The following is a 15,631-nucleotide window of genomic DNA, read 5'->3' as shown; positions in this document are numbered from 1 at the left end:
CTCTAAGCTTGGGCTTGCGCCAGCGCCCGGGCATTCTGCAGCCGCCGGGTGAGCAGCGCGACGCTCACCACCAGCAAACCGCACAGGCTGATGACCATGGCCATCGGCACGGCGCTGCCATCGTGCAACACACCCACCAATGCCGCGGCCCCGGCGGCGATGCTGAATTGCAGGCAACCGAGCATCGCCGACGCACTGCCGGCGCGCGCGCCCTGCCCGTTCATCGCGCAGGCCGAGGCGTTGGGGATAATGCAACCAAGGCTGGCGATGCAGATGAACAGCGGAATCAGCAACGGCCACAACGCCTCGGGACGCATCGCGCCAACCGCCAGCAGCGTCAGTCCGGCGAGGAAGTACACCCACACCGCGCGCACCAGCAGAAACGCCGGACCACGTTTGGCCAGCAGCCGCGCATTGACCTGCGCCACCAGAATGAAGCCTGCCGCGTTGGTGCCGAACAGCCAGCCGAAATGCTCGGCCGGTACGCCGTAGAGCTTGATGAACACAAACGGTGAGCCGGCGATGTAGGCGAACATCCCGGCGATGGCGATGCCACCGGTCAGGGCATGGCCGAGGTACACCGAATCCTTGACCAGTCGCGCGTACTGGCGCAACGCGCCGGACAACGGCTGGCGCGGCACGTGGGCCGGCATGCTTTCCGGCAGACCCAACGCCACCGCCAGACCTGCCGCCGCACTGAACCCGGTGAGCACCAGAAAGATCGACTGCCAACCCGTGGTGTTGACCAGCAGACCACCGAGCATCGGCGCCAGAATCGGCGCCAGGCCCATCACCAGCATCAGTTGGGAAAACACCTTCGCCGAGCCCACCGCGTCGCACTTGTCGGCCACCACCGCGCGGGAAATGACCATCCCCGCACAACCACCAAGTGCCTGGACGAAGCGCGCGCCGATCAGCCATTCCAGACTCGGCGCGTAGGCGCAGGCCAACGACGCCAGAGTGAACAGGGCGACGCCGCTAAGCAGCGGCAGCCGCCGGCCGAAACGATCGGAAATCGGCCCGTAAGCCAGTTGGCCCAGAGACAGACCGAGGAAATACGCCGCCAGTGTCAGCTGGACATGCTGCTCATCGGTGCCGAACGCCAACGCCATGGCCGGGAAAGCAGGTAAATAGAAGTCGATCGCCAAAGGACCGAAAGCGCTCAAGGCGCCGAGTATCAAAATCGTGCGGAAATTCATCAGGCATCCAGGTGGGCAAGTCGCAGCCCGACAGTCTAGCCGCGCCCGGACGCCTTGAACATTCCGATAGCTCGCTAACGATCAATTTCAGACGAGCTTCACTTCATAACCCTCTTCGCGAATCGCTTCGATCACCTGTTCTTCATTCAGCGCGCTTTCGACGCCGACTTCCCTGGCTGCCAGATCGACGCGCACACTGGCCGCCGGATCCAGCGCCTGCACCGCTTGGGTGATGGCTTTGACGCAATGACCGCAGGACATGCCTTGAACATTGAACACTTGCATGGGAAGACTCCGTTGAGTGAGGTTGCCGGCAGTCTCGAGCTTGCCACGATGGCAAGGTCAAGTTCTGCGCAAAACTGCCGGGCTGGCAATCGGCGTCGCGCTCGGCCAAGCTGCGTGCATCAATGACTGAAATTCAGGAGATTCAGCCATGCGCTGGTCAGCTTTGAGCCTGTTTGGCTTGCTCAGCCTTTTCGCCGCCGTCCCCCAGGTGCAAGCCGCCGGCGAGGATTACGCGGTACTGATCATTTCCCGCGAGCGCCTCGAAGTGGCGACCTCGTGCGAGATCGGCGTGTATATCCAGGACCAACTCTCGGCGCGCCTGTTCCAGGAGCAGAGCACTTCGTTCAACCTGCCGCCGGGCAAGGTTTCGCTGCGCTTGAAACTGCTGCCGGGCCAGGCGCCGGGTTGCAACCCCGGCATGCTCGCACCGGGTTCGCAGGAAGTCGTGCTGCGTGCCGGGGAGGTGCTGAAGTTCCGCCTGGCGATGAATGCAGAAGGCGTGTACCTGAAGCGGGCTGGCCTGGGTTACTGAGCCAATACCCGACCTGTGGGAGCGAGCCTGCTCGCGAAAGCGCCGGGTCAGTCAACATGATTGCTGAATGATGCACCGCATTCGCGAGCAGGCTCGCTCCCACAGGAATGGTGCTTGACCTTGCCCGCATGGCAAGGTTGATCCTGTAGACATCCACTACAGGGAGCGCGACCGATGTCCGAATCCACCACTTTCGATCTGCCGATTGCCGGCATGACCTGCGCCAGTTGCGCCGGGCGTGTCGAGCGAGCGCTGCGCAAGGTCAGCGGCGCCAGCGCCGTCAGCGTCAACCTCGCCACCGAGCAGGCCCGAGTGCAGGCGCCCGGCGACAGCCTGCCGGCGCTGATGCAAGCCGTGGAGCGCGCCGGTTACAGCGTGCCCCGGCAAACCGTCGAATTGAGCATCGACGGCATGACTTGCGCGTCCTGCGTCGGTCGCGTCGAACGCGCCCTGAGCAAAGTCCCAGGCGTGAGCAGCGTCAGCGTCAATCTGGCCAATGAACGTGCGCACATCGAATTGCTCGGCCAGGTCGATACGCAAACCCTGCTCGACGCGGTGAGCAAGGCCGGTTACTCGGCCAGCGTCTGGCAAGCTGAACGGCCACAGTCCGATGACCAGCAAAACCGCCTGCACCGCGAGCGCTGGGCATTGATCTGTGCGATCGCCCTCGCCCTGCCGCTGGTGCTGCCAATGTTGCTGCAGCCGTTCGGCATTCACTGGATGCTTCCGGCCTGGGCGCAATTCGCCCTCGCCACACCCGTGCAATTCGTCTTCGGCGCACGCTTTTATGTCGCGGCGTGGAAAGCCGTGCGCGCCGGCGCCGGCAACATGGACCTGCTCGTCGCCCTCGGCACCAGCGCCGGTTATGGCCTGAGTGTCTATGAATGGGCCAGCGCCGCCGGACGCATGCCGCATCTGTATTTCGAAGCCTCGGCCGTGGTCATCGCCCTGGTATTGCTCGGCAAATATCTTGAGAGCCGCGCCAAACGCCAGACCGCCAGCGCCATCCGCGCCCTTGAAGCACTGCGGCCGGAGCGGGCAATTCAAGTGGTCGACGGGCGTGAGCAGGACGTTGCGATCAGCGACCTGCGCCTCGACGATCTGGTGCTGGTCAAACCCGGCGAACGCTTCCCGGTGGATGGCGAAGTCGTCGAAGGCCAGAGCCACGCCGATGAGGCGCTGATCAGCGGCGAAAGCCTGCCAGTGCCGAAACAGCCGGGCGACAAAGTCACCGGCGGCGCGATCAATGGCGAAGGTCGTTTGCTGTTGCGCACCCAGGCGCTCGGCGCGGAAACCGTGCTGGCGCGGATCATTCGTCTGGTCGAGGACGCGCAAGCGGCGAAAGCGCCGATTCAGAAACTGGTGGACAAGGTCAGCCAGATTTTCGTGCCGACCGTATTGCTGATCGCCCTGGCCACGCTGATCGGCTGGTGGCTGTACGGCGCGCCGCTGGAAACCGCATTGATCAATGCCGTCGCCGTACTGGTGATCGCCTGCCCGTGCGCCCTCGGCCTCGCCACCCCGACGGCGATCATGGCCGGCACCGGCGTCGCCGCGCGTCACGGCATTCTGATCAAGGACGCCGAAGCGCTGGAGCGTGCCCATGAAGTCAGCAGTGTGGTGTTCGACAAGACCGGTACGCTGACCTCGGGAACACCGCGTATCGCTCACTTCAGCGCGGTCGATGGCGACGAAACCAATCTGCTGACGCTGGCCGGCGCGTTGCAGCGCGGCAGCGAGCATCCCTTGGCCAAAGCGGTGCTCGATGCAGCAGCCGAACGCGGCTTGAGCGTGCCCGACGTCAGCGACAGCCAGTCGCTGACCGGACGCGGCATTGCCGGCACTCTGGATGGCAGGCGCCTGGCGCTGGGCAATCGGCGGATGCTCGACGAAAGCGCTTTGAGTGCCGGTGAATTGAGCGCATCCGCCCAGGCTTGGGAAAGTGAAGGCCGCACCTTGTCGTGGTTGATCGAGCAAAGTCCTGAGCCGAAGGTGCTGGGCCTGTTCGCCTTCGGCGACACGCTCAAGCCCGGCGCCCTGCAAGCGGTGCAACAACTCGCCGCCCGAGATATCGATAGCCATCTGCTGACCGGCGACAATCGCGGCAGCGCACGGGTGGTGGCCGAGGCCTTGGGCATCGGCAATGTTCACGCCGAAGTGCTGCCGGCGGACAAGGCCGCGACCGTCGCCGAGCTGAAGAAAACCGGCGTGGTCGCCATGGTCGGCGACGGCATCAACGACGCCCCGGCCCTCGCCGCCGCAGACATCGGCATTGCCATGGGCGGCGGCACCGATGTGGCCATGCATGCGGCCGGCATCACCCTGATGCGCGGCGATCCGCGCCTGGTGCCGGCAGCGCTGGAGATCAGCCGCAAGACCTACGCGAAGATTCGGCAGAACCTGTTCTGGGCCTTCGTCTACAACCTGATCGGCATTCCGTTGGCGGTGTTCGGCTTCCTCAATCCGGTACTCGCCGGTGCGGCGATGGCGCTGTCGAGCGTCAGTGTGGTGAGCAATGCGCTACTGTTGAAAACCTGGAAACCCAAGGACCTGGAGGAACACCGATGAACATCGGCCAAGCGGCCCGACAAAGTGGCCTGAGCGCAAAAATGATTCGCTATTACGAGTCGATCGGCCTGCTCAAAGCGGCCAATCGCACCGACAGCGGTTACCGCGTGTACGGCAGCGATGACCTGCACACGCTGGCGTTCATCAAACGTTCGCGGGATCTGGGTTTTTCCCTGGAGGAAGTCGGCAAACTGCTGACCCTCTGGCAGGATCGCCAGCGCGCCAGCGCCGATGTGAAGGCCCTGGCGCGCCAGCACATCGACGAGTTGAACCAGAAGATCCGCGAGCTCGGCGAGTTGCGTGACACCCTGCAGGATCTGGTCGAACACTGTAGCGGCGACCATCGCCCGGACTGTCCGATCCTCAAGGAACTGGCGTCGGGCTGCTGCGCGCAACCCGCCCGCGCCTGATCCGCAACAGCGTCACCACGCACAGGGTGCCGAGGGGAATGCCGTGGAACAGCATGACCACGGCACCCGGCGTCCACCACGCATAAAACGGCGCGGCGATCAGCATGCCGATGCCGAAACCGGTCATCTGCAGCAAGGTCAGCACGCTGAAAATCGGCAGGCGCAAAGCTTCCGGCTCCCGCTGCAGACGCGACATCAGACTGACTTCGGACACCCCGTCGCCGAGCCCGGCGGGCAAGGCGAACAGCAGCAGGCCCACGAGACTGTGCTGCTGGAACATCAGAATGAAACCGCAGGACATCAGCGCCACGCCGCAGAAAAATCTTCTTTCAAGGTGGCTATTGTCCGAGCCGTTGAGGTGACTGGCGATACGCGCGCCGAGCAGTTTGCCGCAGGCCCACACCGCAAGCGCCAGGCCCAGGGTAGTACTCGCCGCATCGGGCGTGAGCAGTTTCGAAATGATCGGGAAGCCGACGTTATGCGCAGCGCTGCCCAAGGTATCCGCCATGGTTACTGCGAGCATCGCCGCGACCACCGGCGCCGAGCGCAGGCCTTGGCGCAGCGCAAACCATTCACCGCGTTTCGGCTGTTCGCTGTTTTCCCTCGTTGCGAAACGCAGCGGCACGATCAGCAGCGCGGCGAGCAAATAGGTCAGCGCGTTGAGGGCGAAAACCGTTTCGAAACCGAAAGCGGCCACCAGCAACCCCGACACCAGACTGCCGCCGACCATCGCCGCGGATGATGCTGAGGTGATCCAGGCGTTGGCCTTTAGCAGTTGCGCCGGATCGATCAAGCGCGGCAACTGGCTGTTGAGACCAATGGCGAACATTGAATTGCCCAGGCCGAGGCCGAAGGCAATCAGCGGCAACAGCCATGCCTGCTGATTCGCCGGTGTGATCAACAGCAACCCCAGCAGCGCGGCGCGCCCCAGATCGAAGGCAATCAGCGGCGCGCGACCCTGCCAGCGCCGGTAGAAACGTGTGCCGATCAGACTGGCGACAATCCCGCCACCGACACGGCTGGCAAGGAAGATGCCGACGCTCATGGCGCTGTTGCTCAGCAGGTAGACGTAAGTGGCGAGCGCGACCATGTTGAGGAAGGCGCCGAAATCGGAGATCAGCCGGGCGGTTACGATCAGGAGGGTGTTGCGCGGGGTACTCACATACGGTCCTTGTAGGAGCTGCCGAAGGCTGCGATCTTTTGATCTGCCCTTTAAAAGCAACAGCAAAGATCGCAGCCTTCGGCAGCTCCTACAAGGGCATGCTCGCGTTTGCGGAAAATGCGCAGGCACAAAAAACCCGGCCGAAGCCGGGTTGCTCGTCAAGCGATCACTGCATCCACGGCGGTGGAGGCGGTTCTTCGGGTTTGCCTTTCGGCGCGTCGTCCGCCGCGCGAATGGCTTGCTTGCGTTCCTCGTCGAGGCGCGCCGCTTCGATCTCTCGCAGCACCCCGCCGACATCGGCCAGATCCTCCGGATCGTCGAACTCGCCGGTCAGCACACTGTTCGGGTGCAAGGTGCCGGCTTCGTACAGCGCCCACATTTCCTTGGCGTACTTGGTCTTCTTCAACTCCGGCGCGAAACGACCGAAGTAAGAAGCCATGTTGCCAACATCACGCTCGAGCATGCTGAACGCGTGGTTGTTGCCCGCAGCGTCGACGGCCTGGGGCAGGTCGATGATGACCGGGCCGGTCGGTGTCAGCAGCACGTTGAACTCGGAAAGGTCACCGTGCACCAGACCGGTACACAACATCAGCACGATCTGCGAAATCAGAAACGCGTGATACTCGCGCGCCTGATCCGGCTCCAGCACCACGTCGTTCAGACGCGGCGCGGCGTCGCCGAATTCGTCGGCCACCAGCTCCATCAACAGCACGCCGTCGAGGAAGTCATAGGGTTTCGGCACTCGCACGCCGGCACCGGCCAAACGGAACAGCGCCGCTACTTCGGCGTTCTGCCAGGCGTCTTCGGTCTCTTTGCGACCGAACTTGGACCCCTTCGCCATGGCCCGCGCCTGGCGACTGTTGCGAACCTTGCGGCCTTCCTGATATTCGGCCGCCTGGCGGAAACTGCGTTTATTCGCCTCCTTGTAGACCTTGGCGCAACGTAACTGATTGCCGCAGCGCACTACATAAACAGCTGCCTCTTTGCCACTCATCAGTGGGCGCAGCACTTCGTCGACCAGACCGTCCTCGATCAGGGGTTCAATGCGTTTTGGAGTCTTCATCAGCTTTTATTGTGGGTCCTTTATTACCAAACACGCGAATGTCACTCGTTATACGGCAATCCTCGCCCGACGGGGAGGGGTTGCCGACCTGTGAACCTTGAGGATGCACACACTGTGCCGGATCAATCGCGGTCAAGCCGCAGCGACCGAGGCGAATCATAGCCGAGACCGTGGCATTGATTGGTATCGGCCGGCAAGGGCATTTGCGACAGAATCTGACATGGTCAGTGAAACTTCTGCTCCCCTCGCCCCAGCCCTCTCCCAGAGGGAGAGGGGGCTAACCGAGGTGTCTCCCGTAATACATCGACCTGAGAGGCCGCAGCGATTATGGCTTGAATCGAGCTTTGGATTCGATGAAGGACGCTCAGGTCGGCGTCGATTTCAAGCATCCCCCAATCAGTCCCCTCTCCCTTTGGGAGAGGGTTAGGGTGAGGGGCTTTTTAGCGTTCGATAATGGCCGTGACCCCCTGCCCGCCCGCCGCACAGATCGAAATCAATCCCCGGCCCTTGCCCGCCGCATCCAGCAGCTTGGCCAGATTCGCCACGATCCGTCCGCCCGTCGCGGCAAACGGATGCCCCGCCGCCAGCGAGCTGCCCTTGACGTTGAGCCGGCTGCGATCGATCGAACCCAGCGGCGCGTCGAGCCCCAGGCGGGTCTTGCAGTACTCGGGATCCTCCCAGGCCTTGAGCGTGCACAGCACCTGCGCGGCGAACGCTTCGTGAATCTCGTAGTAATCGAAATCCTGCAAGGTCAGGCCGTTGCGCGCCAGCAAGCGTGGCACGGCATACACCGGCGCCATCAGCAGGCCCTCGGCACCGTTGACGAAATCCACCGCTGCCGCTTCGCCGTCGAGCAGATAAGCAAGGATCGGCAAGCCGCGCTCGTTGGCCCATTCCTCAGTGCCGAGCAACACCACCGAAGCACCATCGGTGAGCGGCGTGGAGTTGCCCGCAGTCAGCGTGCCCTTGGCGCTTTTCTCGAACGCCGGCTTCAGCGTGGCGAGTTTTTCCACGGTCAGGTCAGGACGCAGGTTGTTGTCGCGGGTCAGGCCAAGAAACGGTGTCATCAGATCGTTGTGCCAGCCTTCGCTGTAGGAAGCGGCGAGTTTGTGATGGCTTTCGAAGGCGAGTTGATCCTGTTCTTCGCGAGGAATGTTCCAGGTCTGCGCCATCAATTCACAGTGCTCGCCCATCGACAGGCCAGTGCGCGGCTCGCCGTTGCGCGGGAATTCCGGGATCAGGTGCCTGGGGCGCAATTGCAAAAGGGTTTTCAGTTTGTCGCCGGTGCTCTTGGCGCGGTTGGCCTGTAGAAGAATCCTGCGCAGGCCTTCGCTGACACTGATCGGCGCATCGGAGGTGGTGTCGACGCCGCCGGCAATGCCGCAGTCGATCTGGCCGAGGGCGATCTTGTTGGCCACCAGCAACGCCGCTTCCAGACCCGTGCCGCAGGCTTGCTGAATGTCATAGGCCGGCGTCGCTGGAGACAGGCGTGAGCCGAGCACGCACTCGCGGGTCAGGTTCATATCCCGTGACAATTTAAGCACCGCGCCCGTTACCACCTCGCCGATGAGCTGGCCGTGCAGGTTGTAGCGCTCGATCAGGCCTTCCAGCGCGGCAGTCAGCATCGCCTGGTTGCTGGCCGTGGCGTATGGTCCGTTGGAGCGGGCGAAAGGGATGCGGTTACCGCCGATGATCGCGACGCGGCGCAGCTGGGTCATAAAAGCTCCTGTTCCAAATGGTCGAATTTGCACATCCCTGTGGGAGCGAGCCTGCTCGCGAAGAGGCCGGCACAGTCAGCCTCTTCAGCGCCTGATACCGCGCCTTCGCGAGCAGGCTCGCTCCCACATGAACCGCATTTATCTGCAAGACCTGCTAAACCTCAGTGTTCAAGCGTAGGCCTTATTGCGCCGATCGAACGATTGATTGCCGTGGACAGTCCACACTTTGAACCCCAACTTCTGGAGAGCGTTCCATGTCTGACCGCTATATCGACTTCGCCAACTCATCCTTCGGCCATCGTCTGGTCGGGGCCTTGGGCCTGCCGTCGCCGGTGCGGCTGGAACGCTGGCAAGCGGGGCGTCTGCGGCCGATCGAGGGTGCGCTGTTGATCGGTGGCGGGCCGCTGGCCGAACGGATCAGTGTGTTTGCCAATCGCTTGACCGATGCGATCTACAGCTACGGCAGCGAGCCCTCGCTGGCCACCGCATGGATTCCCGGCCACGGGCCGAAACTCAAAGCGGTGGTGTTTGACGCCAGCGATCTGCAGCACACCGACCAGCTCAAGCAGTTGCGCGAATTCTTCCAGCCATTGATGAAAAACCTCGACCATAGCGCGCATCTGGTGATCCTCGGTCGCGCGCCGGAAACCCTGAGTGATCCGTTCGCCTCCAGCGCACAACGGGCGCTTGAAGGCTTCTCCCGTTCACTGGCCAAAGAGCTGCGCGGCGGTGGCACATTGCAGCTGATTTACGTCAGCGACGGTGCCGAAGATCAACTGGAAGGCCCGCTGCGATTCTTCCTGTCGCCGAAAAGTGCTTTCGTATCCGGCCAGGTGATTCGCCTGACCGCTTGCGCCACGCCGGTGACTGACTGGACCCGCCCACTGGCCGGGCGCAAGGCGCTGGTCACCGGTGCTGCACGCGGCATCGGCGCGTCGATTGCCGAAACCCTCGCCCGCGATGGCGCCGAGGTGATTCTCCTTGATGTGCCCCCGGCCAAGACCGACCTCGAAGCCCTCGCCGCCCGCCTCGGTGGCCGCGCGATCACCCTTGATATCTGCGCCGATGACGCCGCCACGCAATTGATCGAGCACCTGCCCGATGGGCTCGACATCCTCGTGCACAACGCCGGCATCACCCGTGACAAGACCCTGGCCAACATGACCCCGGAATTCTGGGACGCGGTGCTGGCCGTCAACCTCAATGCCCCGCAAGTGCTGACCAAGGCCCTGCTCGACAGCGGCACCCTGCGCGACAACGCGCGGGTGGTTCTGCTCGCCTCGATCAGCGGCATCGCCGGCAATCGCGGGCAGACCAACTACGCAGCGAGCAAGGCTGGCCTGATCGGTCTGGCCCAGGCATGGGCGCCGACATTGCTGGAACGCGGCATCAGCATCAACGCCGTCGCCCCGGGCTTCATCGAAACGCAAATGACTGCGCACATTCCATTCGGCCTGCGCGAGGCCGGGCGGCGCATGAGCTCGCTGGGCCAGGGCGGCCTGCCGCAAGACGTCGCCGAAGCCGTGGCGTGGCTGGCGCAACCGGGCACGGGCGCGTTCACCGGCCAAGCCTTGCGGGTCTGTGGGCAAAGTGTTCTGGGGGCTTGAGCATGAGCATCGAATGGCAAACGCTGGATCGCCAACCGAGTCTGCCCGCGCTGTACTCGAGGGCGGCAACGCGACGCAAAATCACCGGCACGCAACTGCCCGACAGCGGCCTGCGCTGCTGGGTCGATATCGACGGCAAACGGCTGGCGGCTTATCGCAAGGTCTGCGGTTTCGTCGATGACGGCCTGCTGCCGCCGACTTATCCACACATCCTCGCCTTCGCCTTGCAGATGCAATTGCTCACGGCCAAGGAGTTTCCGTTCCCGCTGCTGGGGCTGATTCACCTGAGCAACCGCATTCGCGTACTGCGGCCGATGGGCGCGATCAGCCGCGCGCAAGTCAGCGTGCGTGTGCACAACCTGCAACCGCATGCCAAAGGCGCGACATTTGATCTGCTCACTACCTTGGACGATCAGCTCGGGCCGCTGTGGGAAGCCGAGAGCCGCATGCTCTGTCGGGGCGTGAAGCTCGAAGGCGAAGCACCGGCTGAGGACTGGCAGCCGTCACAGGATCTGCTGGAAGTGACGCGCTGGACTGCACCGGCGGATATCGGTCGCCAATACGCGAAAGTCTCCGGCGACTACAACCCGATTCACCTGAGTGCCGCGAGCGCCAGGCTGTTCGGTTTTCCCACCGCAATCGCGCATGGACTGTGGAACAAGGCGCGGACACTGGCGGCACTCTCCGATCACCTGCCCAAAGCCAACCTGGAAATCGCCGTGCACTTTCGCAAACCGGTGCGCCTGCCCAGTGAGGTGACATTGCTGGCCAGTGCCGCGGGCTCCAGCGGTGAGTTGCGCCTGGTCGGTGCCGGCGACCTGGAGCATATGGTCGGTCAATGGCAACCGATCGCCTGATCTCTCGGGGCGCAAAGACCCGTTAATTGTGTATATATCACTTAAGTTTTTCCGCGCCCTGCCCGCCGCTTTGCGAAAAAAAGAGCCTTGAATATCAAGGCTTTTTTTTGCGCGTTTATTACTCGGGTATTAGTCCTTCGGCATTGCGCCGGGCCCTCTATATAAAGGGGTTAATACCAACTTGAGAATGGTGAAAAACCTGCCGTCGACTGAGATTACAGCCACGGACGAGGCATCGCCGACAACAGATCGGCGGGCCATCGAAGGCAACGTAACGTTGTGACAGGTGCAGGAATCTCAATCATGAAAACTCAAGTGATGTGGTCCAAATCGGCAATCGCGCTGGCACTGATTCTTTCGGTCGGCCTCGTCGGCTGCAGCAGCGGCGGTGGCGGTCATCGCAGCAGTTCGGGCAGCTCGACGGCGGACGGCACGGCGGGCACCGATGGCAGCGGTGGAGCGGGCGGCGGAACCGGCGGCGATACTGCCGGCACGGGTGGCGGCACCGGTGGTACTGGCGACGGAACAGCGGGCACGGGTGGAACCGGTGGCACTGGCGGAACCGGCGGCGGCACCGATCCGACCAATCCAACCAACCCGACAGATCCGACCGATCCGACCGATCCGACCAACCCAACCACGCCTGCGCTGGTGACCACAACGCTGGTTCAGGATGTCGGCAAAACCGTCAGCGGTGTCGGCGATGGCGTCGGCCAGATCGGCGATTCGCTGAGCACAGTTCCGGTCGCTGGCGGCATCGTGCAAAGCGTGGCCAACACCGCTGGCAACGTCGTCAGCACCTTGGGCGATGGTGTGAGCAATGGCATCGGCAAACTGGCCACTGACCCCAACGGCCTGACTACCACCGTGGCCTCGGTTGGCGGTGTGGTTTCCGATGTTGGCGACGGCGTGTCGGACCTCAGCGTCAAACTGAACACAGCGACCCGAAGCGTTCCCGTCGTTGGCGGTGTAGTCACCCGAGTGGCGCCGCTGGTCGATGGCATCGGCGAAAAAGTCACCATGCTCGGCGACACCCTCAACACCTCGCTGACCAGCGGCCCGACCAGTCAGCTAACCAACAAGGTCGGCAGCGGTCTGGTGCCGGTGATCGCCATGGTCGAAAGCACCACCGACAAACTCGGCGATGCCACCGGCCTCGGTGATCCGCTCAAAGGCGTGATCTCGAAAGTCGGCGGCACGGTGAACAGCCTCGGCGGCAAGGTCACCGACGCCGGCAACGGCAATGCCCTGACCAACACCCTCGGCGGCGCCCTGAGTAACACTGGCACGGCGGTCGGCAAAGCCGGCGGTCTGGTGTCCAACGGCACTGGCTCGGGCAGTGGCGGGATCGGCGGCATCGGTGGTGGTCTTGGCGGCACCGGTCTGCTGCAAACCGTTGGTGGCGCAGTGGTCAACGTTGGCAGCGGCCTGAATGCCGGCAGCACCAGCGGCGTGGTCAGTGCCGGTGGCGTTACTGCCGGTGGCCTGGGCAACACGATTGCCTCGATCAACACCGTACTCGGTGGCTCGGGCACCCCGATCACTGCCACCACTGCGCCGCTGGCCAGCGTCGGCGCCGCAGTCGGTGCGGGCCTCAATCCTGTGACCAGCGCGGTCACCACTGTCACTCAACAGGTCGGCGCCGCTAGCGGTCTCGGCACTCCGGTGGCAGGCCTCACCGGGCAGGTCGGCGCTGCGGTTGGCAATCTCGGCGGAGCGATTGCCGCAACCAACACTCCGGTCACCACAGCTGTCGGCGGTCTGGTCACCAATGTCGGCGGCACCGTGGCGGCAGTCGGTGGCCTGGTCAACGGCGGCACCAGCACCGGCGGCGGCACGGCAACTGGCGGTCTGGGCGGGGTACTCGGCGGCCTGACCGGCGCTCTGGGCGGCACTCAACGCTAAATTGCACCTGGCCGATTCGACGGCCTTACCTACAGCGCCTACGCTTGGTTGAGGGCGGAAGATTCCCACGAGTCTTCCGCCTTTTTTCTAAGGAAAAACCTGCCCTGTGCTGTGTTCTGACCATGGAGTGTCCTATGCGCGTACTGGCATCCCTGCTGTGCCTGAGCCTCAGTTCTGCTGCCCTCGCCGACACCTTGCCCAGTTTTCTCAACAGCAACGAAACCATCCGCAACCTGCCCGTACCCAACTTGCCCGCCGACGCCTATCGCCCAAGCGCGGCGCCGCTGCAAGTGCCCGATCCGGGCGCGACCGCCGCGCAGCCACTGCTGATGGAAACCAAGGTCAATCTGAAGACCGTGCAGATCGAAGGCGGCACGATCTACCCGCTCAACGAACTGGCGGAAATCTACAAGCCACTGATCGGTCGCCAGGCCAGCCTTTCCGAACTGATTGAAGCGACGCGCAACATCACCCGTCGCTACCAGCAGGACGGCTACCTGTTGTCCTACGCGTTTCTGCCGCAGCAGAACTTCGATGAGGGCGTGGCGCGGGTGGTGCTGGTTGAAGGTTACGTGCGCGATATCCAGATGCAGGGCGACATCGGTCGGGTCAAAGGCCTGCTCGACAAACTCGCCGCAAAAATCCAGGCCGAACGCCCGCTGACGCGCAAGACCTTCGAGCGCTACACCACGCTGATGAGCCGCATTCCCGGCGTAACGATTCAAGCGCAAGTGCCGCCACCGGGCACCACCGATGGCGCGACCACCCTGGTCGCCCAGGCCAGCCGCAAACCGTTCACGAGCACCCTGAGCACCACCGAAGACAATCGCAATGGGCCGCAGGCGTTGCTGGGTGTCAGCAGCAATTCGCAGACGTCGATGGGCGAACAGTTGAGCCTCAGCGGCCTGTTCCCACCGGGCGACGACAAAGAGCATTACTACCGTCTCGACTACAGCCAGTTCCTCGACGCCGAAGGCTCGCAACTCAACGTCTCGGCCTCGCGTTACCGCGCCGACCCGGACACCGAAGTGCTGGTCGGCGGCGGTGGGCGCCTGAGTACTCACCGCGAGAATGATCGCTACTCGATCGGCTTCAGCATGCCCCTGATCGCCTCCGCCAACGAACTGCTGACCGCCGGCTCACGCCTGTATGCCGTAGATGACAAGACGCGTTACGACGGCGTCAACTTCCCCTTCAGCACCGAGCTGCGCACCGACGTCCGCGCCCTGGCTTTCGAAGGCGACTTGCGCAAGGCCGACGCCCGCCAGTTGCGCATCCTCAGCGCCGGCGTTTATCAAGGCTTCGACAGCCTCGGCGCGAGCACCAATTATGACGACATCGACCTGGATTTCTTCCGCGTCAGACTGTCCGGCGTGCAGAGCGACAAGTTCCTCGACAATTGGCAAGGCGTGCTCTCGGCAGCGCTGTACTGGAGCGACGACACCTTGCCCGACAGTGAACGCGCAGTGTTTGGCGGGCAGAACTTCGGCCGTGGCTACCCGGACGACCAGGCCTCGGGCGACAAGGGCTGGGGCGTCGCTTACGAGGTCAACTACAGCTTCAACCGCGACGGCAACTGGGTGCGCATCCTGCAACCCTACGTAGTCGTCGACCGCTCGCGCAGCTGGTTCAACCAACTGCCGGTACAGGCCAACAACCTGTCATCCACCGCCGTCGGGCTGAGGTTCGGCGATGCCAGGTACTACAACGTCGCCCTGGAAGTGGCGAAGGCGATGTCGGATGAAGCGCTGGACACGTTCAATCGCAAGCCGCGGTATAGCATCAGTTTCAGTTATCAGTTGTGAGGGGCGAGCGGTGTGCCAGTCAGGATTTTTTTGACTGACGCACCGCCTTCGCGAGCAGGCTCGCTCCCACAGAAAAGCAAAGCAAAAGATCGCAGCCTTCGGCAGCTCCTACAGTGGATCGCGTAAGACTCAACAACAGGTCGGCTGTCAGGCCGCCTTCGCGAGCAGGCTCGCTCCAGGGGACGGGTTATATCGAGAGGATCCGGTTGGCTGCCAGATGGCCGGCGAGCTCGGTTTTTGCAACAAATCCAAAAGCCCCTCACCCTAGCCCTCTCCCGGAGGGAGAGGGGACCGACCGAGTTGTCTGGGCGAGGTACGCCGACCTGAAATACCAAGTCGAATGCAGCTCTTGCACAACTCACAAATAGGCTCCCCCTCCCTCGGGAGAGGGCTGGGCGGGCGGCGTTCCGATGAGGGGCAAACCCACCACAAAACCAAAGCCAGACACCGCATGCTTTTCACCACTCAAAACAATGAGCGCAAGCTCGAGTAGCTTGTGATCTTGATTTTGATCTCGGAG

12 protein-coding genes are annotated in these 15,631 nt (G+C 63.2%); 7 read left to right on the top strand and 5 right to left on the bottom strand.

All coding sequences use genetic code 11. The features are described from left to right. Positions 1 to 2: 2 nt before the first annotated feature. Together GXB78_RS27525 and GXB78_RS27520 are read right to left on the bottom strand one after the other, a co-directional pair. Entirely contained in the window at positions 3 to 1,199 is a 1,197-nt protein-coding gene (locus GXB78_RS27525) for a multidrug effflux MFS transporter (protein WP_329517780.1), read from the bottom strand. Positions 1,200 to 1,286: 87 nt separating this feature from the next. Next, complete coding sequence (locus tag GXB78_RS27520; RefSeq protein ID WP_329517779.1) at positions 1,287 to 1,484, bottom strand: heavy-metal-associated domain-containing protein; 198 nt, start codon at positions 1,482 to 1,484, stop codon at positions 1,287 to 1,289. Positions 1,485 to 1,632: 148 nt separating this feature from the next. Between GXB78_RS27520 and GXB78_RS27515 the strand changes: the two genes are divergently transcribed. The 3 genes from GXB78_RS27515 (at position 1,633) to cueR (ending at position 4,994) form a co-directional block, all read left to right on the top strand. Continuing rightward, positions 1,633 to 2,016: a hypothetical protein gene (locus GXB78_RS27515; RefSeq protein WP_329517778.1), complete on the top strand. Its 384-nt coding sequence runs from the start codon at positions 1,633 to 1,635 to the stop codon at positions 2,014 to 2,016. Between the two features lie 174 nt (positions 2,017 to 2,190). Next, positions 2,191 to 4,584 carry a copper resistance metal-translocating P1-type ATPase CueA gene (cueA, locus tag GXB78_RS27510; RefSeq protein WP_329517777.1) on the top strand — a complete coding sequence of 798 codons (2,394 nt, stop codon included), beginning with the start codon at positions 2,191 to 2,193 and terminating at the stop codon, positions 4,582 to 4,584. Further along, on the top strand, positions 4,581 to 4,994 hold the full coding sequence (gene cueR, locus GXB78_RS27505; protein ID WP_016771827.1) for a Cu(I)-responsive transcriptional regulator: 414 nt from the start codon (positions 4,581 to 4,583) through the stop codon (positions 4,992 to 4,994). Before cueA ends, cueR begins: the two co-directional genes overlap by 4 nt. On the opposite strand, the gene GXB78_RS27500 is transcribed toward cueR, so the two are convergent. The 3 genes from GXB78_RS27500 to GXB78_RS27490 all read right to left on the bottom strand — a co-directional run bounded on the left by GXB78_RS27500 (position 4,948) and on the right by GXB78_RS27490 (position 8,937). After that, positions 4,948 to 6,156, bottom strand: a complete 1,209-nt coding sequence (locus GXB78_RS27500; protein ID WP_329517776.1) for an MFS transporter — start codon at positions 6,154 to 6,156, stop codon at positions 4,948 to 4,950. The two genes, cueR and GXB78_RS27500, sit on opposite strands and share 47 nt — an antisense overlap. A gap of 166 nt (positions 6,157 to 6,322) precedes the next feature. Continuing rightward, positions 6,323 to 7,219 carry a PA4780 family RIO1-like protein kinase gene (locus GXB78_RS27495; RefSeq protein ID WP_016771829.1) on the bottom strand — a complete coding sequence of 299 codons (897 nt, stop codon included), beginning with the start codon at positions 7,217 to 7,219 and terminating at the stop codon, positions 6,323 to 6,325. A 440-nt stretch (positions 7,220 to 7,659) separates the two neighbouring features. After that, positions 7,660 to 8,937: an acetyl-CoA C-acetyltransferase gene (locus GXB78_RS27490; protein WP_329517775.1), complete on the bottom strand. Its 1,278-nt coding sequence runs from the start codon at positions 8,935 to 8,937 to the stop codon at positions 7,660 to 7,662. Between the two features lie 254 nt (positions 8,938 to 9,191). Between GXB78_RS27490 and GXB78_RS27485 the strand changes: the two genes are divergently transcribed. The 4 genes from GXB78_RS27485 to GXB78_RS27470 all read left to right on the top strand — a co-directional run bounded on the left by GXB78_RS27485 (position 9,192) and on the right by GXB78_RS27470 (position 15,111). Further along, the gene (locus GXB78_RS27485) at positions 9,192 to 10,544 is read left to right on the top strand and encodes a 3-oxoacyl-ACP reductase (protein WP_329517774.1); all 1,353 of its coding nucleotides are present in this window, start codon (positions 9,192 to 9,194) and stop codon (positions 10,542 to 10,544) included. Positions 10,545 to 10,546: 2 nt separating this feature from the next. Beyond that, entirely contained in the window at positions 10,547 to 11,401 is an 855-nt protein-coding gene (locus GXB78_RS27480) for a MaoC family dehydratase (protein WP_329517773.1), read from the top strand. 303 nt (positions 11,402 to 11,704) lie between these two features. Further along, positions 11,705 to 13,306, top strand: coding sequence for a collagen-like triple helix repeat-containing protein (locus GXB78_RS27475; RefSeq protein WP_329517772.1), 1,602 nt, complete (start codon positions 11,705 to 11,707; stop codon positions 13,304 to 13,306). A gap of 134 nt (positions 13,307 to 13,440) precedes the next feature. Next, positions 13,441 to 15,111: a ShlB/FhaC/HecB family hemolysin secretion/activation protein gene (locus tag GXB78_RS27470; protein WP_329517771.1), complete on the top strand. Its 1,671-nt coding sequence runs from the start codon at positions 13,441 to 13,443 to the stop codon at positions 15,109 to 15,111. Positions 15,112 to 15,631: the final 520 nt, after the last annotated feature.

Source organism: Pseudomonas moraviensis subsp. stanleyae (assembly GCF_036283065.1).
Taxonomy (GTDB): Bacteria; Pseudomonadota; Gammaproteobacteria; order Pseudomonadales; family Pseudomonadaceae; genus Aquipseudomonas; species Aquipseudomonas stanleyae.
Note: the sequence above shows the minus strand (reverse complement) of the source record. Positions and strands in the feature narration are given on the sequence as shown.